Below are 19,435 nucleotides of genomic sequence, written 5' to 3' on the forward strand. Positions count from 1 at the left end.
AACAGGGCCTTTCTAGCGGCCTGCCTGAATAACTGACCTCTCATCCAACGCTGATGATCTTGGCGATTCTTGCTACTGGCAGGCTGCGCAGCCTGACTTCTCTGGCGGCGTGCTTGCGCCCTGATGGAACAACCATGCATATACCCACAGAGCTTACACAACCATGATGGATGACACGTGTTCCAACGCGGGGAGGCGCTCGTTAAGCAGTGCCGCTCGATTGCTATTTGCGCTACTTGTAATGTGTGTGGCGCTGGGTTTGATTTACGGCGGTTGCAAACTATTGGCACTGGGCGGGTCAAGTTACTACCTGCTGGCGGGGCTTGCCTACGCCGTGCTGGCCGTAGCCGTGTGCTTGCGCAAGCGTATCAGTATTGTACTTTCGATCCTGATATTCCTGGCCACCTGCGCCTGGGCATTTTACGAAGTGGGGCAACTTAGTTACTGGCCACTGCTGCCGCGTCTGGTGGTCCCGGCCATCATCCTGACCCTGAGCCTGTGGGTGGGCGCTGCACTGCCCACTACCTCTTCGCGCACACGCCGAACCGCCAATCGCTCCGGGTTTGCCCTGTTGCTGGCATTGATCGCCACGTTCATCGCCGCCTTCTTCCCACATGGCGGCATCTCGAACCCCATCGCAGCAGGTAGCCTGACAACCCCAGACGCTGCCTCCACAGCCCCGGAAAACTGGGAGTTCTTCGGGCGCAGCGCCTCGGGCACGCGCTTCGCGCCCTACACGCAAATCACCCCGGAAAACGTCAAGGACCTGCAAGTTGCCTGGACCTACCGGACCGGCCGCAGAACCAGCGGCCCAGGTGCGGGTGTCGACGAGAACACGCCATTGCAGATCGGCAACGTCCTGTACTCGTGCACGCCGGAAAACCTGATCACCGCGCTTGATGGCGATACCGGCAAACCTCTCTGGAAGTTCGACCCTCACGCCAAAAGCGAAGAGCACGTGACCTGCCGTGGCGTGGGCTATTACGACATCGACCGGGACGACAGCCTGAGCGCCGAGGTAAAAGCCTCTCACGCCAGCGAGCAGCAATGCCGCCAGCGCATCCTGGTATCGTCGGTCGATGCCCGGCTGTTTGCCCTGGATGCACACACCGGCACCCTTTGCCCCAACTTCGGCGAGGACGGTTACGTTGACCTCAAGAAGGGCATGGGGCCAACGGAAAACAGCAAGCGCTACCACCCGACGTCTCTGCCTGTGGTCATGGGCCACCTCACGGTGGTGGGTGGCTGGGTACGTGACATCGTGGCCGGCGAGCCTTCTGGTGCCGTGCGTGCATTCGATGTGCTGAGCGGTTCGTTGGTATGGGCCTGGGATGTCGGTGCGCCTGAGGGCACCGACACTGCGGCGGCTGACCATCAGTTCGCGCTTGAAACACCTAACGTATGGACCATTCCCACCTACGACAAAGAACTGAATCTGGTCTACCTGCCTACCGGCAATGGCCCACCTGACTATTGGGGTGGCGACCGTAACCAGGTGAAAGAAAAGTTCGGCACAGCCATTGTCGCGGTCGATGCATCGACGGGTAAGGCCAAGTGGGTTTTCCAGACTGTCCATCATGATGTCTGGGACTACGACCTGCCTTCGCAACCCGTGCTGTACGAGATGAAAAACGCCCAAGGCACCAAGACCCCGGTGCTGATCCAGACCACCAAGACCGGCCATATCTTCGTGCTGGATCGCCGCACTGGCCAGCCGGTCACTGAAGTTCAGGAGCGCCCTGTTCCCACTTCACCGGCCGCAGAAGGCGAACACCTGTCACCGACCCAGCCGTACTCGGCGGGTATGCCCGTCATTGGCGCGGACCCGCTGACCGAGCAATCGATGTGGGGTGTGTCCACTTTCGACCAGCTCTACTGCCGGATCATGTTCAAGGACTCGGTGTATGTCGGCCCGTTCACACCGCCCTCTGAAAAGCCGTACATCGAATGGCCAGGGCTGTTGGGTGGCATGAACTGGGGTGGCATTTCTATTGATGAAAACACCGGCATGATGTTCGTCAACGACATGCGCATGCCACTGCGCATGTCGTTGGTAACCCAGGAAAACACCCGCAAGTACAAAGTGTCGACCGATGAGGTGCCTGGCTTCATGGGCACTATTCGGCCGCAGGTCGCGGGCATCTATGGCGGTGTGAAGATCGACATCCTCCAGTCGCCGCTGGGCGTACCGTGCAATACGCCACCGTTTGGCAGCATGAGCGCGATTGACCTCAACACCCAGAAACTGGTGTGGCAGGTGCCACTGGGCACGGTTCAGGATACCGGCCCACTGGGCATCAAGACGCACCTGCAGATCCCTTTGGGTATGCCGACACTCGGCGGCCCTACTTCGACGGCATCCGGCCTGGTGTTCTTCGCGGGCACCCAGGACTACTACCTGCGTGGGCTCGACTCGGCAACCGGCAAAGAAGTGTGGAAGGCCCGCTTGCCAGTAGGTGCCGTAGCAGCGCCGCTGATCTACAAGTCCCCCACGACCGGCAAGCAGTATGTGGTGATTTCCGCTGGCGGCATGAGCCACTCGCCAGATGTGGGCGATTACATCATCGCTTACGCATTGCCTGACGGCAGCAAGCCGTAACGGCTCTGGTGCACTACGAAAAATCCCCGCTCGCGGGGATTTTTTTTCCCGCCAGTCAGCCCATCACGCAAAAGCCAGAACTGTTCAACGACTTCTCAAGCAAGGAACCCGCGCAAAATGTCATTACCCCTCCGCGCCGTGCTGGCCGGCAGCCTGTGCAGCGGTTTATCGCTTTGCCTTCTGCCACTGCCCTGCGCATTGGCCGATACTGCCCACCTGATGACCCAACCTACACTCACCGGTAACTGGGGCGGGCAGCGTCAGAGGCTGGAAGACCAGGGTATCAAGCTGACGGGCGACTACACCTCGGAAACCATTTCCAACCTGCATGGCGGTATCAAACGCGGTACTCGCTATGCACAACAGATACGTTTGGGCGCTCAGTTTGATTTGAGCAAACTGCTCGACACCCCAGATGCCGGGCGCGTGCAAGTACTGCTCAACGATCGTCGCGGCCACAGCGCCACCGAAGACCTGATTGGCAACCGCATGTCCGCGCAAGAGGTCTACGGGGGCGAATATACGCGGCTGACCGAGTTGAGTTACCAGCGCACGCTGTTCTCGCCCGACCTGTCCACCAAGCTCGGTTACATGGTCATGGGCACCGATTTCGGCGGCATGCCGATCCTGGCCAACTTTGTCAGTGCAGGCTTTTGTGCGCATCCGCTGACCATGTCCAGCGGCAGTGGCTGGGGCAACTACCCGACCGCACATTGGGGGGGCGAGTTGCGCTATGACGTCAACCCGTCGCTGACGCTGCAAACGGCACTGTTCCAGGTCAACCCGGGGTACAACGCGCGCGTCTCCAAAGCGTTCGCTATGCCCAGCAACGGCACGACGGGCGCTATCTTGCCGCTGGAGGCGATCATCAATAACCGTGCATTTCTCAATGGCCAATACAAAGTTGGCTGGTACTACGACACGTCCGATTACGCCAAGATTGGCGGCACCGGCAAAAGCAGCAGCCGTACTGGCGCTTACCTGCTGGTGGATCAGGCGATCTGGCGCGACGAGCAAGACCCGGCCAGTGTGCTGAGGTTGTTCGGGCAAGCAGCCACCAGCAACGCCGCGACCTCGCCAATGCGCCGCTGGTACTCGCTGGGCCTGGTTAAACAAAAGCCGTTTGCCAGCCGCCCGCAAGACTCCATTTCCTTTGGCTATGGCCGCGCCGTTATCAACCCGCGCACGCGGGGTGTGCAGGAAGCTGCTGCGGCCTACCCAGAAGACGCTGCCGTCATTACCGGGCTCGATAGCGGGGAGCAAGTACTGGAACTCAACTACGGTGCGCAAGTAACACCGTGGCTACTGCTGCGCCCGGACGTGCAGTACTACATCGAACCTGGGGCTTTCTTTGGCAAGCAAAGAGGCAATGCGCTAGCGGCTGGGTTGCAGGTGAAGATGACGTTTTAACCGTCAACCTTCGGACCCAACCTAGGACTGATACGGGTGCGAAAAACCCGAAAAGCAGAAAGCCGCGCAGTGCGCGGCTTTGAGTTTGGTGGGCCCACACGGACTCGAACCGTGGACCAAAGGATTATGAGTCCTCTGCTCTAACCAACTGAGCTATAGGCCCTCAGAGGTGGCCGGATTATAACGAGGGTTTTGAAAGGGTGCCATCCGAAAGATCGGTTAGTGCTATACGAAGAAACGCCGCAGCGAATTCCTCCGCCGGCAGGGGCAGGCTGACGATGTAGCCTTGGATCTGCTCGCAGCCTTCGGCGGCCAGGAAGCGCTGTTGGGCCTGGTTCTCCACGCCTTCGGCAATGATGGTGAACTGCATGCTGCGGCCCAGGGCAATGATTGCGCGGGCGATGGCGGCGTCGTGGGGGTCCTCGGGCAGGCCGCGGATGAACGACTTGTCGATCTTGAGGATGTCCAGCGGCAGGCGTTTGAGGTAGCTGAGCGACGAATAGCCGGTGCCGAAATCGTCGATGGCCAATTGCACGCCCAGTTTTTTCAACTGGTGCAGCACGGCCAGGGCTTCCTCGGCCTGGCTCATGATGAAGTTCTCGGTGATCTCCAACTGCAGGTCACCCGCCTTCAGTTGATAGGTCTTGAGCAACTGTTCGATGCGCCGCGCCAGGTGCGGGTGACGCAGTTGGGCGCCGGCCAGGTTGATCGACAGGGGGCCGAAGTCTTCGTAGTGCATCTTCCAGAGGTGCATCTGCCGGCAAGCCTGCTCCAGCACCCAGTCGCCCAACTGAAGAATGGTGCCGTTCTCTTCTGCCAGGTGAATGAAATGCTCTGGCGGCACCTCGCCAAAGGTCGGGTGGCTCCAGCGGATCAGCGCTTCGGCACCGACCAGGCTCTGGGTCTTGAGGCTGAGCTTGGGCTGGAAGCACAGGCTCATCTCGTTGCGCTCGACGGCGCGGCGCAACTCATGTTCGAGGGCGATGCGTTCGCTGGCCTGGGCGGTGAGGTCGCGGGTGTAGGCTTCTACACGGTTGCGGCCTTTGGCCTTGGAGCGGTACATGGCAGCGTCGGCATTGCGAATCAGCGTCGAGACGTCGCTGCCGTCCTGGGGGTACAGGCTGATGCCGATGCTGGCGCTGGTGAAGAACTCGTGCTCGCCGGCCTGGAACGGCGCGCTGAAGCAGGCCAGCAACTTGCCGGCGATGCTGTTGGCGTCGCTGGGCCTGTGCAGGCCGGGCAGAAGGATGATGAACTCGTCACCGCCCAGGCGGGCCACGGTGTCGACGTCACGCACCTGCTCTTTCAGGCGCTGGGCGATACCCTTGAGCAACAGGTCGCCGACCGGGTGGCCAAGGCTGTCGTTGATGTGCTTGAAGCGGTCGAGGTCGAGGAACAGGACCGCGCCCTGGCGGTTGGAGACCTGGGCGCAGGTGAGCACCGCCTGCAGGCGATTCTCGAACAACGCGCGGTTGGGCAGGCCGGTCAGTGGGTCGTGGTGGGCCTGGTAGTCGAGCTTGGCCTGGGCGTGCTTGAGGCTGGAGATGTCGGCGAACACGGCGACGAAGTGGGTGATTTCATGCTCGCTGTTGCGCACCGCGCTGATGGTCAGCCAGCCAGGGTAGAACTCGCCATTCTTGCGCTTGTTGTAGATCTCGCCCTGCCAATGGCCTTCGGCGGTCAGTTGGTGCCACATGGCGGCATAGAAGGCGCTGTCGTGCTGGCCGGAGGCAAGCAGGCGCGGGGTCTGGCCGAGCGCTTCGATCTCGCTGTAGCCCGTGATTTCGCTGAAGGCGCGGTTGACCGCGCTGATGCGCTGGTCGATATCGGTGATCAGCACGCCCTCGGCGGTGTTCTCGAACACGGTAGCGGCCAGTTGCAGTTTTTCCTGCATCAGGTGGCGCTCGGTGATATCGCGGGCGATGGTCAGCATGCAGTCGACACCGCCGATCGGCAGGGGCCGGGCAGACAGCTCGCACAGGCGGATCTGCCCATCGCTGCGGCGGATGTGGCAGCTGAAATCACGCACGAAGCCATCACGCTTGAGTTGGTCGACCAGGCGCTTGCGTTCGTTCAGGTCAACCCAGATGCCGAGGTCGAGGGAGGTCTGGTCGATGCTCGGGTTCAGGTCATAGCCGGTGAGGCGGCAGAAGCCCTCGTTCACTTCAATCAGCAGCCCATCACTCTGGCGTGACAGCAGCAGGCCATCGGGCGAGGCGTGGAACGCCTTGGCGAACTTCTCTTCCGAGGTTTGCAGTTGCTCCTGGGTTTCCTTGAGCTGGCTGATGTCGCGCACGGCCACCACCAGCGCCGGTGTGCCATCGAGTTCGAAGGTTTCTGCCGAGGTCAGGCCCGTGAACAGCTGGCCGTTGCTGCGCCGGAAGCTCATTTCGAGGTTGCGGATGCCGCCTTGGTGCAGGCGTTCGAGCAAACGTGGGCCGCTGCCTTCTACGGCCCACAGGTCCAGCTCGGTGGCGGTGCGGCCGATGACTTGGCCCGGGGTCAGGCCGATCTGCTCCTCGAAGGCCTCGTTGACCTCCAGCAGGCAGCCGTCGCTGTGGCGGGCGATCAGCAGGATGTCCGGGCACTGCTGGAACACCGAAGCGAATTTCTGCTCCGACAGGCGCAGGGCATCCTCGGTGCGTTTGGTCTCGCTGATGTCGATCATCAGCCCGCGCATCACCGGCCGATGCCCATGCTCGATCAGGCTGACGATGTTGCGCACCCAGAGCGGTTGGCCATCGGCGCGGATCACCCGGTAGTCGAGGCTGTGATCACGCCTGGCGGCGGTCTCGCTGTCGCAGTAGGCCTGGGCCCAGAGCGCGTCCTCGGGGTGCAGGATGCTCCGCCAGAAGCCCGGTTTGAGCCAATCATGCAGCGGGTAGCCGAGCAGGTCCTCGGCGTGGGGCGAGACATAGCTGTAGGTAAAGTCGTTGGCGTCCGCCTCCCAGGCGATTGCCGACAGGCTTTCGACCAGGCCGCGGTAGTGATACTCGCTGCTGCGCAGTTCTTGTTCCAGGGCGATGCGACGGGAAATTTCCGAGCTGAGCCGACGGTTGATACGAATGACTACTGCGAGAATCGCCACCAGTAGCAGCACTGCAGGCAAGCCATAGATGAGCATGTCGGACCAGAACATGCGCTGGTCCACCACGTTGCCGACCCAGCGCTGCTGAATATGGCTGACTTCGGCGCTGGTCATGTCGGCCATGACCTTATCGAGAATGCCCACCAGCACTTTGTTATCCCGCGGTGCGGCCATGGCCAGCTGGTAGCGGTAGGGCGTTTCGCCGCTGACGTAGAGGCCGTCGAGCTTGAGCTGGCGCAAGCTCCAGATGCTCGAGGCGAGGTCGCCGACCACGGCATCGACCTCGTCTGTGGCCAGGGCTTGCAGCGTTGAACTGACATTGGGCATGGCCACCAGGTTGAGGTCCGGGTGGTGGGTGCGCAGTAGTTCGTGTGGGGCGTAATCCTCGACCACGGCGATTTTCAGGCCGTACAGGTCTTTCAATGAACGGGGTTGTGCACCGCCTTTGTGGGCAAGGATGACAATGGGGAAGTCGAGGTAGGGGCGGGTGAAGGCCAGATAACCCTGACGCTCTGGGGTCGACATGATGCCGGGGAGCAGGTCGAGCTTGCCATCGCGCGCTTGCGCCAACACCTCGGTCCAGCTCTTTGGCTCGACCGGTTTTAGCGTCACACCCAGGCGTTCCTGGATCATGGCGATGTAGTCGGCGGCCAATCCCTGGTACCGGCCCTCCTGGTCGCGAAACTCGAACGGTGGCCAAGAGGCGTCTACGCCCAGGCTCAACTGCGGGTGGGCAGCCAGCCAGGCTTTTTCCTCGTCTGTCAGGGTCAGGGCGCCGGCCGTTGTGGTCCACAGAATCAGGAGCAGCAACAGGATGGCCGGCATCAGGGGCATAGCGGCCTCGCGATCAGAGTGTCTGACGACGAGTGTAGACCGGCATTCAGGGGGATGTGGGGCGGAAGTCGGGCATTGTGTTGCAGCCGGGGCCGTAAAAGAAAAACCCCGGCCTGGGCCGGGGTTTGTTATCACTCGTCGAGGAAGGAGCGCAGATGCTCGCTGCGAGTTGGGTGGCGCAATTTGCGCAACGCCTTCGCCTCGATCTGACGGATCCGTTCACGGGTCACGTCGAACTGCTTGCCCACCTCTTCGAGGGTGTGGTCGGTGTTCATGTCGATGCCGAAGCGCATACGCAGCACTTTGGCTTCGCGGGCGGTCAGGCCCGAGAGCACGTCGCGGGTGGCTTCCTTGAGGCTTTCGACCGTGGCTACATCGATCGGGGACTGCATGGTTGAGTCCTCGATGAAGTCGCCCAGATGCGAGTCTTCGTCGTCACCGATCGGGGTTTCCATGGAGATCGGCTCTTTGGCGATCTTCAGTACCTTGCGGATCTTGTCCTCAGGCATTTCCATGCGCTCGCCCAGCTCTTCCGGGGTCGGTTCACGACCCATTTCCTGCAACATCTGCCGGGAAATACGGTTGAGCTTGTTGATCGTCTCGATCATGTGCACCGGAATACGGATGGTGCGCGCCTGGTCGGCGATCGAGCGGGTGATCGCCTGGCGAATCCACCAGGTGGCATATGTCGAGAACTTGTAGCCGCGACGGTATTCGAACTTGTCCACCGCTTTCATCAAGCCGATGTTGCCTTCCTGGATCAGATCGAGGAACTGCAGGCCACGGTTGGTGTACTTCTTGGCGATGGAGATCACCAGACGCAGGTTCGCCTCGACCATTTCTTTCTTGGCGCGGCGGGCCTTGGCTTCACCGATCGACATGCGACGGTTGATTTCCTTGATCTCGGCGACGGTCAGGCCAGTCTCGGTCTCAAGGTCGATCAGCTTCTGTTGGCAAGCGACGATGGCAGCGTCTTTTTCACCCAGGGCGGCAGCCCACTTGGTGCTACGCTTGGCCAGGTCACCGCTCCAGGTCTGGTCGGTTTCGTTGCTTGGGAACATGCGCAGGAAGTCGGCACGCGGCATGCGGGCGTCACGGACGCACAGTTGCATGATGGCGCGTTCTTGCTGACGCAGGCGGCTCAGTGCATCACGCACGCGCTCGACCAGTACCTCGAACTGCTTGGGTACCAGCTTGATCGGCATGAACAGGTCAGCCAGGGCCTGAAGGGCCGCGATGCTTTCCTTGGCGCTGCGACCGCTCTTCTTCAGCACCTTGTTGGTGACTTGAAGCTGATCGGCAACGGCACCGAAACGCTGAGCTGCTACGACGGGGTCCGGGCCACTTTCGGCCTCTTCCTCGTCATCGCTCTCTTCGCTTTCTTCTTCGTCGTCTGTTTCTTCCTTGGTAGCCGCGGCCTTGGCGCCTGGAACAGGCACTTCTTCGGTCGGGGCAGCGATGTTGTCATCAGGGTCGATGTAACCGCTGAGCACATCGGACAGACGGCCACCTTCGGTGGTGACACGATCGTATTCGCTGAGAATGTAGTCGACAGTACCCGGGAAGTGAGCGATGGCGCCCATGACTTCACGGATGCCTTCCTCGATACGCTTGGCGATTTCGATCTCGCCTTCGCGGGTCAGCAGCTCGACAGTACCCATTTCACGCATGTACATGCGCACCGGGTCGGTCGTGCGGCCGATATCGGTTTCAACTGCCGCCAACGCAGCAGCGGCTTCTTCGGCCGCGGCTTCGTCGGTGTCGGCTTCCGCCAACAGAAGGGCATCCGCATCCGGAGCACTCTCGAATACGTTGATCCCCATGTCGTTGATCATGCGGATGATGTCTTCCACCTGTTCAGGATCTGAAATATCCTCAGGCAGGTGGTCGTTGACCTCCGCGTAAGTCAGGTAGCCCTGCTCACGACCGCGGGTGATCAACTCTTTGATACGAGACTGCTGTTGCGCTTTTCCGGACATAACACCCTATCCACTGAAGGTCTTGGCGGGCAAAAAACAAGCCGAGGATTATACCCGAGCATGGGCCTCACGCGCCAGATGAGGTCGGCGTTTGTGCGGGAACATTCCTGCTAAGCAGGGCGAGAAGCTGAGATTTTTCCTCACTGCTCAACTCGCTTTGACGTGCTTTCCTGAGCAGATGTTCCAGGCTGCGCTCGCGTTGGCGGGCGGACAAGCTAGTTATAGTGTCGAAAAACTGTTGTTCAAGGTTGTCGGCCACGATCAGCCATTCCTTCTCAGCCAATGCCCGCAGTAAACGGCCCTGTTCGGTGCCGTGCCAGCGTGCAATCAGCTGCATTGAGCTTAGCCCAGGATTCTTCTGCGCGGCTTCGATCAATGCCACCAGCAACTGGCTGTAGAGGTGCTCTTCGTCGGCGAAGTGGCTGGCATCTTCCACCTTTCCGGCCAGCAGCGGGTGGTGCAGCAGGGTGCGCAGGGCGGCCAGCGTAGGCGGCTCCACGGGGGCTGGCGTGCGCGGTGGCGCCTCATCGCGTTGCTGCCAGGGCTTGCCGCCTTTGCGGTTTTTGTCCCAGGGCTTGTCGCTCCACGGTTTCTTGCCGCCACCCTTGTTCGGCTTCCATTGCTGCTCTTGCTGCGCCGGGGCGTAGTCGTGCTGCGGCATGTCGCCGAAGTCCGGGGTGTAGCTGGCCATGGCGTCGTAGTCATAGCCCGGGTCGTAGTCCGGTACGCTGCTGTTGGCAGCCGGCTGTTGGGCCAGTTGCTCTACTTGCTGCGGGTCGAGGCCGGTAATTTCTTTCAGGCGGTTACGCATCAGCTGGCGCAGGTTGGCGCCCGGGATTTTTTCGACCAGCGGTGCAGCCAGGGTGGCCAGATGCGCTTTGCCTTCCAGCGAGCGCGGGTCGGCCTCAATGCTCAATTGCTCGAAAAAGTAATCCGCCAGTGGCTGGGCGTGCTGGTTGATGCGTGCCATGAAGGCGTCGGTGCCTTCGGCGCGCACCAGGCTGTCCGGGTCTTCGCCTTCGGGCAGGAACAAAAAGCGTGCGCGGCGGCCGTCCTGCAGCGCCGACAGGGTCGACTCCAGTGCGCGCCAGGCGGCTTTGCGCCCGGCTTGGTCGCCGTCAAAACAGAACAATACGCTGGGCACCACACGGAACAGGCGCTTGAGGTGTTCTTCGCTGGTGGCGGTGCCGAGGGTGGCGACGGCATTGCGCAGGCCTTGCTGGGCCAGTGCGATAACGTCCATGTAGCCCTCGACGACAATGATTTCATCGAGGTTGCGGTTGTGCTTGCGTGCCTCGTAAAGCCCGTAGAGCTCTTGGCCCTTGTGGAAAACCGGGGTTTCCGGGGAGTTGAGGTACTTGGGCTTGTCGTCCCCCAGCACGCGGCCACCGAAGGCGATCACCCGGCCACGGCTGTCGCGGATCGGGAACATCACACGGTCGCGGAAGCGGTCATAGCGCTTGCCGCTCTCGGCGTTCTCGATCAGCAGGCCGGCGTCGATCATCACCTTTTGCTGCAGGCTGTCGGCGCCCAGGTGCTTGAGCAGGTTGTCCCAGCCTGGCGGGGCAAAGCCCAGGCCGAAGTCGCGGGCAATCTCACCGGACAGGCCGCGCCCCTTGAGGTAATCCACCGCCGCCTTGCGGGTCGGGTGGCTGCGCAGGGCCTGGCGATAGAATTCGGTGGCAGCATCCAGTAGCGGGTACAGCGGCGAATCTGTCGGCTGGCGTGGCTTCTGCGCGCGCCGGCCTTCCTCGCGTGGCACTTCCATGCCGGCGGCACGGGCCAGCTCCTCGACTGCCTGGGGGAAGTCCAGGTTGTCGTGGTCCATGACGAAGCCAAGGGCGTTGCCGCCGGCGCCGCAGCCGAAGCAGTAGTAGAACTGCTTGTCGGGGCTGACCGTGAAGGAAGGGGTTTTTTCCTTGTGGAACGGGCAGCAGGCGGAGTAGTTCTTGCCGGTTTTTTTCAGCTGGACGCGCGAACTCACCACGTCGACAATGTCGAGGCGGTTGATAAGGTCGTCAATGAAACTCTGGGGAATCAGCCCGGCCATGGCAGTCTCGTCATCTGGCAACTGGCAAGTCTAATCGCTCACGCGCCGGTTGGGGCGAATGCTGCAAGGGGAAGTGCGAGGGAGGTATGTGCTCGTCGCCAGCCAATGAAGGCTCGTCAGACAGGACGTGCACGCCTGGTCAAGGACCAGCTCTGACGTTTCAGGCAGGTTGCCCTGCTGCAGTTCGCATGACGCGAGTGCGTAGGGGCCTTGAGCTAGCTGCCCAAGTTTGAAGCAATTGTGTAGCAACCGCTGCCATCGGCCCGGCGGTGAGCCGGGCAGGGCAGAAGCTTTGCGTAGAACGTCTGTATTAGTACAGACGAACGGCGCGGCGCTGTTCGCGCTGAACTTTCTTGGCGTGACGCTTAACAGCGGCAGCTGCTTTACGCTTACGCTCTGCGGTCGGCTTCTCGTAAAACTCGCGGCTACGAACTTCAGCCAGTACACCGGCTTTTTCGCAGGAGCGCTTGAAACGACGCAGAGCTACGTCGAAGGGTTCGTTCTCTTTAACTTTGACGGCTGGCATCCAGGGCTACCTTAATTCATTACCGGGGTAGACGTGCTCCTGGCAAAACAAAGGTGTGCTGGAGAACGTCGGTTTTCAAGGGTTGCGGATGTTAACCCTTAGCTGGCCGGAATGCAAAGCCTCTGATCGAAAACCGCTGGTCGGCACCCGACACGGCGACTATCATGCGCGGCTTCGAATTCAGCCCCCACAAGGGACGAACCCATGCTAGTACTGGGATTGGAAACATCCTGCGACGAAACTGGCGTCGCATTATATGACAGCGAACGCGGCTTGTTGGCCGACGCGCTGTTCAGCCAGATCGACCTGCACCGCGTGTTCGGCGGTGTGGTCCCCGAGCTTGCCTCACGCGATCACGTCAAGCGCATGCTGCCGCTGATCCGCCAGGTGCTGGACGAGGCTGGCTGCGTGGCCACCGAGATCGACGCCATCGCCTACACCGCGGGTCCTGGGCTGGTCGGCGCGTTGCTGGTCGGGGCTTCCTGCGCCCAGGCGCTGGCGTTTGCCTGGGACATTCCGGCCATTGGTGTGCACCACATGGAAGGCCATCTTCTGGCGCCCATGCTGGAAGAAACCCCACCCGAATTCCCGTTCGTCGCTTTGTTGGTGTCGGGCGGCCATACCCAGCTGGTACGGGTCGATGGCATCGGCCATTACCAACTGTTGGGCGAGAGCCTGGATGACGCGGCCGGTGAGGCCTTCGACAAAACCGCCAAGCTGATCGGCCTGAACTACCCAGGCGGCCCTGAAATCGCCCGGCTGGCCGAGCAGGGCGTACCGGGGCGCTTTGTCTTCCCGCGGCCGATGACTGATCGCCCAGGCCTGGAATTCAGTTTCAGCGGCCTCAAGACGTTCGCCCTGAACACCTGGCAGCAATGCCGCGATGCTGGCGACGACGGTGAGCAAACCCGTTGCGACGTGTCCCTGGCATTCCAGCAGGCGGTGGTGGAGACTTTGACCATCAAGTGCAAGCGGGCCCTGAAGCAGACTGGCCTGAAGCGGCTGGTGATCGCCGGTGGCGTCAGCGCCAACAAGGCTTTGCGCGCGTCCCTCGAGGACATGCTGGGCAGCATGAAGGGCAACGTGTACTACGCGCGCCCGCAGTTCTGCACCGACAACGGCGCCATGATCGCCTATGCCGGCTGCCAGCGCCTGTTGGCGGGGCAGCAGCAGGACCTGGCGATCAGTGTGCAGGCGCGTTGGCCGATGGAGCAGTTACCGCCGGTCTGAAAGGTGTCAGAAGTGGCGTTCGCGCCCGGCGAACAGGTCGCGCAGGTTGTTGCGATGACGCCAGACGATCATCACCGTGAGTACGCTGATCGGTAGCAAGGCCTCTGGCTCGCGCCAGGCGAGCAGGGGCAGGGTCAGCGGCGTGGCGATCAGCGCCGCCAGCGAGCTGGTGCGGGTGAGGTAGAAGGTCAGTAGCCAGGCGGCGATGGCCAGCAGTGCGGCTGGGAAGTACAGGGCCATGAGCAGGCCGGCGGCAGTCGCCACGCCCTTGCCGCCCTGGAAGCGAAAGTACAGCGGGAACAGGTGGCCCAGCACCGCGCATACGCCAACCCAGGCCTGTGCGTGCAGGTCGAGCCCGGCAAGGCGGGCGAGCAATACTGGCAACAAGCCCTTGCACAGGTCGCCAAGCAGGGTCAGGATCGCCAGCTTGCGGCCTGCCAGGCGTAGCATGTTGGTGGCCCCGGCATTGCCCGAACCGCTGGAACGGGGGTCCGGGCTACCGAACAGGCGGCTGAGGACGATGGCGAAGGACAGCGAGCCGAGCAGGTAGGCGAGCAGCGCCAATAACCAAAACATGCTAACTATTCCGGGCGAGGACGCCCTGATTCTAACGGCGCCAGTCGCCCTTGTCGTGCTGTGGAGAGAAGTGCTTGGACAGAGTGTTCATCGAAGGCCTGGAAGTCGATACCGTCATCGGTGCCTATGACTGGGAGCGGGATATTCGCCAGTGCTTGCGCCTGGACCTGAGTTTCGCCTGGGATAACCGCCCGGCAGCGGCCGGCGACGATCTCAGCCTGGCGCTGGACTACGCCAGTGTTTCGGCGCGTATCCAGGCATTTTCCGAGCAGGCGCGCTTCGAACTGGTGGAAACCTTCGCCGAGCGCCTGGTCGCGGTGCTGATGGAGGAATTCCAGATCCCGTGGGTGCGGCTGAAACTGACCAAGCCAGGCGCGGTCCCCGCTGCCCGTGGCGGTGTTGGCGTGGAGATCGAGCGCGGATGTCTCTGAACACGGTTTATCTGGGCCTGGGCAGCAACATCGACCGCGAGGCGCACCTGTGCGCGGGTCTCGATGCCTTGGCGGGCATCCTCACCGACATGCGTTGTTCGCCGGCGTTCGAGAGCCAGGCGGTGGGTATCAAGAGTGGCCCGTTCATCAACTTCGTGGTGACCGGCAAGACCGATCTGCCACTGATGGAGCTGGACCGCCGGCTCAAGTTCATCGAAGCCGACAACGGCCGCTACGCGCCCGAGCGCAAAGGGCTGCCGCTGGATATCGACGTGTTGATGTATGACGACCTGCACGGCACGTTCGATGGGTTGGTGCTGCCGCGGGCCGAGATTCTGAAAAACGCGTTCGTGTTGTGGCCATTGTCGCTCTTGGCGCCCGAGCTGGTGCACCCTGGGGTGGGCAAGCCCATGGCGCAGGTGTGGCAGGAGGCGCGGATTGATCAGGTGCTGGCCCCGGTCGCCTTCGAGTGGCGAGGGTTGCAGCTGACGCCGGCCTGAGCCTTGCCCTTTCGGTGCCTTGCCGGGCCTCTTCGCGGTGCCCGGCAATCGTGAAATCAGCCTTCTGCAGCGCTTTTGTAGGCCGTCAGCGCCTTTAATCGCTCACCTTTAAGCGACTCGCCCAACGCCTGCCCGGTCAGCCCAGCCTGCACCAGCGGCTTCACATCCACAGCCCTTGCCGCCGCTGCGGCCCCTCGCAGGTAGTCAGCCTGTGGATAAGCCAGGTTGCCCTGGCGCGCGCGCGCATCCATCTCGCAGGCGCTGATGAAGTCGTCGAAGCGCTGTGGCCGCCGATACACATCGAACTTCTGCAACAGCTCCAGCAATGCCGTGGGCGGCAACTCAAGGGCCTGGTTGCATTGAGACAGGCACTCACCCACCAGTATGGCCAGCTCCTGGCAGTCTCGCGGCGCCTTGAAGCGCTGGCTGACCGCCTTGATCGTTGCTGGCTGCAGCTCGCGCAGCAGGCAAGCCCAGCGCACATGCAGTGGTTGATCATGCTGCGCGGCCTGCTCCAGGCCCGCCAAGGCGTGGGGGCTATCCTCAAGCTCTGGCAACAGTGCCTGCAAGGCATCGCAAGCGCGCAAGACCTCGAAGAACACCTGGGGTTGCGGCTCCATCAGCGCGCGCTCGATCTCTTTCCAGCTGCGTTCGGCGGTGAGCGCCTGCAGTTCGCCAGAGGCACTGATCTGACGCATCAGCGCCAGGGTTTCGTCAGCCACCTTGAAGCCCAGTGGCGCGTAGCGTGCGGCAAAGCGGGCAACCCTGAGTACCCGCAGGGGGTCTTCGGCGAACGCGGGGGATACGTGGCGTAAAAGGCGCCTTTCGAGGTCCTCTTTGCCGTGATAGGGGTCGTAAAGCGTGCCGTCGTCGTCCTCCGCCATCGCATTGATGGTCAGGTCGCGGCGGATCAGGTCTTCTTCGAGGGTGACGTCGGGGCTGGCATGGAAGGTAAACCCGCCATAGCCACGGCCACTTTTGCGCTCGGTGCGCGCCAGGGCGTATTCCTCACCGCTTCGGGGGTGGATGAACACCGGGAAATCAGCGCCTACCGGGCGGTAGCCCAGGGCCTGCATCTGTTCGACGGTGGCGCCAACCACCAGCCAGTCGATGTCGCTGACGGGGCGCCCGAGCAAGCGGTCGCGCACGGCGCCGCCAACTTTGTAGATGTGCATGTACAGCCTCCATAACTGCCCACAGGATAACCTGTTGGCAGTTATGCGGGGGCGTCGCTGCTAGAGGTGGTGGATGACGGCCAGGTCCATGCGGCCATAGTCGGCGCTTTCGCCATGCTCACCGCGCGGAGGCATGTGATGGGTCTTCATGACCTGGTCGCCTTGTACGGTCTCCAGGTGAATGTCGAAGCCCCACAGGCGGTGCAGGTGCTTGAGCACTTCCTCGGTCGAGTCGCCCAGCGGTTTGCGGTTGTGTTGTTGGTGGCGCAGGGTCAGCGAGCGGTCGCCGCGGCGGTCGATGCTCCAGATCTGTACGTTGGGTTCACGGTTGCCCAGGTTGTATTGGGCCGCCAGTTGTTCGCGGATGAACCGGTACCCTGCCTCGTCATGGATAGCGGGTACCAGCAGGTCATCACGCTGGTCGTCGTCAAGAATGCTGAACAGCTTGAGGTCGCGGATCACCTTGGGCGACAGGTACTGCAGGATGAAGCTCTCGTCCTTGAAGCTGCTCATGGCGAACTTGATGGTCGAGAGCCAGTCGCTGCCGGCAATGTCGGGGAACCAGTGGCGATCTTCTTCGGTTGGGTTTTCGCAGATGCGGCGGATGTCGGTGTACATCGCAAAGCCGAGTGCATAGGGGTTGATGCCGTTGTAGTACGGGCTGTCGAAACCTGGCTGGAACACCACGCTGGTGTGCGACTGCAGGAACTCCATGATGAAACCGTCGGTGACCAGGCCCTCGTCGTACAGGTCGTTCATCAGCGTGTAGTGCCAGAAGGTGGCCCACCCTTCGTTCATCACCTGGGTCTGGCGCTGCGGATAGAAGTACTGCGCTATCTTGCGCACGATGCGCACCACTTCGCGCTGCCAGGGTTCGAGCAGGGGGGCGTGCTTTTCGATGAAGTACAGGATGTTTTCCTGAGGTTCGGCGGGGAAGCGCGCATCATCACGCTCACCACCCTTCTCCGCGCCCTTGGGGATGGTGCGCCACAGGTCGTTGATCTGCCGTTGCAGGTGCTCTTCACGCTCCTTCTGCCGGCGCCGCTCCTCCTCGGCAGAAATGGGGTAGGGGCGCTTGTAGCGGTCGACACCGTAATTCATCAGCGCGTGGCAGGAGTCGATGAGGTCTTCGACGGCATCGATGCCGTGGCGCTCTTCACACTGGGCGATGTACTGCTTGGCAAACACCAGGTAGTCGATGATCGAACTGGCATCGGTCCAGGTGCGGAACAGGTAGTTGCCCTTGAAAAAGCTGTTGTGGCCATAGCAGGCATGGGCGATCACCAGTGCCTGCATGCACATGGTGTTTTCTTCCATCAGGTAGGCGATGCACGGGTCGGAGTTGATCACGATCTCGTACGCCAGGCCCATCTGGCCCCTACTGTAGGACTTTTCGGTACTGAGGAACTGCTTGCCATAGGACCAGTGGTGGTAGCCCAGCGGCATGCCTACCGAGGCATAGGCATCCATCATCTGTTCGGCGGTAATCACTTCGATCTGGTTGGGATAGGTGTCCAGGGCGTAACGCTCGGCCAGGCGGCTGATTTCCCGGTCGTAGGTCTGGATCAGGTCGAACGTCCATTCGGACCCGGTGGAAATAGGTTGGCGTTTCTGAGCTCTGGCGGTCATGTGGCTAACCTGCGCTGGAAGAGTTCACGGAAGACCGGGTAGATGTCGCCGGCCGATACCAACTGCTGCTGGGCGAACGTGTCGGGAAAGCCTTCGCCGATTCGCTCGTACTCGTACCACAGCGCCTGATGCTCACGGGGGGTGATCTCGACGTAAGTGTAGTACTGCACGTGCGGCATGATCTGCTTGGAGAGGATCTCGCGGCAGATCGGCGAGTCGTCGTTCCAGTTGTCGCCGTCGGAGGCCTGGGCGGCATAGATGTTCCAGTCACTGGCCGGGTAGCGCTCGGCCATGATTTCCTGCATCAGCTTGAGCGCGCTGGAGACGATGGTGCCGCCGGTCTCCCGCGAATAGAAGAACTCTTCCTCGTCCACTTCCCGCGCACTGGTGTGATGGCGGATGAAGACCACTTCGATGCGGTCGTAATTACGCTTGAGGAACAGGTACAGGAGGATGAAGAAGCGCTTGGCGATGTCCTTGGTGGCCTGGGTCATGGAGCCGGAGACGTCCATCAGGCAGAACATCACCGCTTTCGAACTGGGGTTGGGCTGCTTGACCAGCAGGTTGTACTTGAGGTCGAAGGTGTCGAGGAAGGGCAGGCGGTTGATGCGTGCCTTGAGCCGTTCGATTTCTTGCTCGACTTCCTGGATGTCGGTGAAGTTGTCAGGTTCCTCGACCTTCAGGCGGTCGAGTTCTTTCTGCGCTTCGCGCAACAAGGCACGGCTGCTGCCGGTCAGGGCAATACGCCGGGCATGGGCCGAACGCAGGGTGCGAACGATGTTGATGCGTGATGGGTTGCCTTCGTTAGCAATACCGGCACGTACAGTCTTGAAGGTGTCGGCACCGGTCAGGTGGCGTTTGACCAGGTTGGGCAGTTCGAGGTCTTCGAACATGAATTCGAGAAACTCTTCCTGGGTGATCTGGAAGACGAACTCATCCATGCCCTCGCCAGAGTTGCCGGCCTTGCCGCGGCCACCGCCGCCGCCGCCACCCTGGGGCCTGGGGATGTGTTCGCCGGCGGTGAATTCCTTGTTGCCAGGGTGCACGATGGTCTGCTTGCCGCCACGACCGTGGTGCAACACCGGTTCATCGATGTCCCGTCCCGGAATGCTGATCTGCTCGCCATGCTCCATGTCCATGATGGAGCGGCGGCTCACGGCCTCTTCGACGGCCTTTTTGATGTGCTCACGGTAGCGCCGCAGAAAACGCTGGCGGTTGACCGTGCTCTTGTTCTTGCCGTTCAGGCGTCGGTCGATTACGTAGCTCATGGTCCCTCCGGTGACTGGATGCAGCTACAAGCCACGAGCTTCAAGCTGCAAGAAAGAGCAGCCACCGCGGCTGCAAGCTGTGGCGTAGACAGAAGCGCCGACGCCGGGCAGCTTGCAGCTTGCGGCTAGAAGCTTGCCGC

The 19,435-nt window shown here is 61.6% G+C and carries 13 protein-coding genes and 1 tRNA gene; 5 read left to right on the forward strand and 9 right to left on the reverse strand.

All coding sequences use genetic code 11. The annotated features are described in order from the left end of the window. Positions 1 to 166 precede the first annotated feature (166 nt). Complete coding sequence (locus HU770_RS18530; protein ID WP_186658756.1) at positions 167 to 2,599, forward strand: membrane-bound PQQ-dependent dehydrogenase, glucose/quinate/shikimate family; 2,433 nt, start codon at positions 167 to 169, stop codon at positions 2,597 to 2,599. A 117-nt stretch (positions 2,600 to 2,716) separates the two neighbouring features. Then, positions 2,717 to 4,009 carry a carbohydrate porin gene (locus tag HU770_RS18535; protein ID WP_186658687.1) on the forward strand — a complete coding sequence of 431 codons (1,293 nt, stop codon included), beginning with the start codon at positions 2,717 to 2,719 and terminating at the stop codon, positions 4,007 to 4,009. 86 nt (positions 4,010 to 4,095) lie between these two features. On the opposite strand, the gene HU770_RS18540 is transcribed toward HU770_RS18535, so the two are convergent. The 5 genes from HU770_RS18540 to rpsU form a co-directional block, all read right to left on the reverse strand. Further along, positions 4,096 to 4,172, reverse strand: a tRNA-Ile gene (locus HU770_RS18540). Between the two features lie 15 nt (positions 4,173 to 4,187). Further along, a complete protein-coding gene (locus HU770_RS18545; protein WP_186664781.1) occupies positions 4,188 to 7,931 on the reverse strand; it encodes a bifunctional diguanylate cyclase/phosphodiesterase in 3,744 nt (1,247 codons plus the stop codon). Positions 7,932 to 8,062: 131 nt separating this feature from the next. After that, entirely contained in the window at positions 8,063 to 9,910 is a 1,848-nt protein-coding gene (rpoD, locus tag HU770_RS18550; RefSeq protein WP_033703065.1) for an RNA polymerase sigma factor RpoD, read from the reverse strand. Positions 9,911 to 9,977: 67 nt separating this feature from the next. Continuing rightward, the gene (dnaG, locus tag HU770_RS18555) at positions 9,978 to 11,960 is read right to left on the reverse strand and encodes a DNA primase (protein WP_186658693.1); all 1,983 of its coding nucleotides are present in this window, start codon (positions 11,958 to 11,960) and stop codon (positions 9,978 to 9,980) included. 310 nt (positions 11,961 to 12,270) lie between these two features. After that, complete coding sequence (gene rpsU / locus HU770_RS18560; RefSeq protein ID WP_003255575.1) at positions 12,271 to 12,486, reverse strand: 30S ribosomal protein S21; 216 nt, start codon at positions 12,484 to 12,486, stop codon at positions 12,271 to 12,273. A gap of 204 nt (positions 12,487 to 12,690) precedes the next feature. Between rpsU and tsaD the strand changes: the two genes are divergently transcribed. Then, positions 12,691 to 13,716, forward strand: coding sequence for a tRNA (adenosine(37)-N6)-threonylcarbamoyltransferase complex transferase subunit TsaD (tsaD, locus tag HU770_RS18565; RefSeq protein ID WP_047583864.1), 1,026 nt, complete (start codon positions 12,691 to 12,693; stop codon positions 13,714 to 13,716). Positions 13,717 to 13,722: 6 nt separating this feature from the next. On the opposite strand, the gene plsY is transcribed toward tsaD, so the two are convergent. After that, positions 13,723 to 14,292 carry a glycerol-3-phosphate 1-O-acyltransferase PlsY gene (plsY, locus tag HU770_RS18570; RefSeq protein WP_033703062.1) on the reverse strand — a complete coding sequence of 190 codons (570 nt, stop codon included), beginning with the start codon at positions 14,290 to 14,292 and terminating at the stop codon, positions 13,723 to 13,725. A gap of 74 nt (positions 14,293 to 14,366) precedes the next feature. On the opposite strand from plsY, the gene folB reads away from it, so the two are divergent. Next, a complete protein-coding gene (gene folB, locus HU770_RS18575; protein ID WP_033703061.1) occupies positions 14,367 to 14,723 on the forward strand; it encodes a dihydroneopterin aldolase in 357 nt (118 codons plus the stop codon). After that, positions 14,714 to 15,223: a 2-amino-4-hydroxy-6-hydroxymethyldihydropteridine diphosphokinase gene (gene folK / locus HU770_RS18580; RefSeq protein ID WP_033703059.1), complete on the forward strand. Its 510-nt coding sequence runs from the start codon at positions 14,714 to 14,716 to the stop codon at positions 15,221 to 15,223. Before folB ends, folK begins: the two co-directional genes overlap by 10 nt. 56 nt (positions 15,224 to 15,279) lie before the next feature. Here folK and HU770_RS18585 read toward each other — a convergent pair whose 3' ends face one another. Genes HU770_RS18585 through HU770_RS18595 form a run of 3 tightly spaced genes read right to left on the reverse strand, consistent with a single transcriptional unit; the run spans position 15,280 to position 19,295 of the window. Further along, positions 15,280 to 16,398 carry a multifunctional CCA addition/repair protein gene (locus HU770_RS18585; RefSeq protein WP_186664785.1) on the reverse strand — a complete coding sequence of 373 codons (1,119 nt, stop codon included), beginning with the start codon at positions 16,396 to 16,398 and terminating at the stop codon, positions 15,280 to 15,282. A 60-nt stretch (positions 16,399 to 16,458) separates the two neighbouring features. Beyond that, entirely contained in the window at positions 16,459 to 18,027 is a 1,569-nt protein-coding gene (locus HU770_RS18590) for a SpoVR family protein (protein ID WP_033703057.1), read from the reverse strand. After that, positions 18,024 to 19,295 carry a YeaH/YhbH family protein gene (locus HU770_RS18595; RefSeq protein ID WP_033703056.1) on the reverse strand — a complete coding sequence of 424 codons (1,272 nt, stop codon included), beginning with the start codon at positions 19,293 to 19,295 and terminating at the stop codon, positions 18,024 to 18,026. Before HU770_RS18595 ends, HU770_RS18590 begins: the two co-directional genes overlap by 4 nt. Between the last annotated feature and the right edge of the window lie 140 nt (positions 19,296 to 19,435).

This window comes from Pseudomonas sp. SWRI68, from assembly GCF_014269165.1.
Lineage (GTDB): Bacteria > Pseudomonadota > Gammaproteobacteria > Pseudomonadales > Pseudomonadaceae > Aquipseudomonas > Aquipseudomonas capeferrum.

Coding starts and splice junctions, on each gene's coding strand:
- HU770_RS18530 (WP_186658756.1), top strand. CDS start 167: ATGGATGACACGTGTTCCAACGCGGGGAGGCGCTCGTTAAGCAGTGCC.
- HU770_RS18535 (WP_186658687.1), top strand. CDS start 2,717: ATGTCATTACCCCTCCGCGCCGTGCTGGCCGGCAGCCTGTGCAGCGGT.
- HU770_RS18545 (WP_186664781.1), bottom strand. CDS start 7,931: ATGCCCCTGATGCCGGCCATCCTGTTGCTGCTCCTGATTCTGTGGACC.
- rpoD (WP_033703065.1), bottom strand. CDS start 9,910: ATGTCCGGAAAAGCGCAACAGCAGTCTCGTATCAAAGAGTTGATCACC.
- dnaG (WP_186658693.1), bottom strand. CDS start 11,960: ATGGCCGGGCTGATTCCCCAGAGTTTCATTGACGACCTTATCAACCGC.
- rpsU (WP_003255575.1), bottom strand. CDS start 12,486: ATGCCAGCCGTCAAAGTTAAAGAGAACGAACCCTTCGACGTAGCTCTG.
- tsaD (WP_047583864.1), top strand. CDS start 12,691: ATGCTAGTACTGGGATTGGAAACATCCTGCGACGAAACTGGCGTCGCA.
- plsY (WP_033703062.1), bottom strand. CDS start 14,292: ATGTTTTGGTTATTGGCGCTGCTCGCCTACCTGCTCGGCTCGCTGTCC.
- folK (WP_033703059.1), top strand. CDS start 14,714: ATGTCTCTGAACACGGTTTATCTGGGCCTGGGCAGCAACATCGACCGC.
- HU770_RS18585 (WP_186664785.1), bottom strand. CDS start 16,398: ATGCACATCTACAAAGTTGGCGGCGCCGTGCGCGACCGCTTGCTCGGG.
- HU770_RS18590 (WP_033703057.1), bottom strand. CDS start 18,027: ATGACCGCCAGAGCTCAGAAACGCCAACCTATTTCCACCGGGTCCGAA.
- HU770_RS18595 (WP_033703056.1), bottom strand. CDS start 19,295: ATGAGCTACGTAATCGACCGACGCCTGAACGGCAAGAACAAGAGCACG.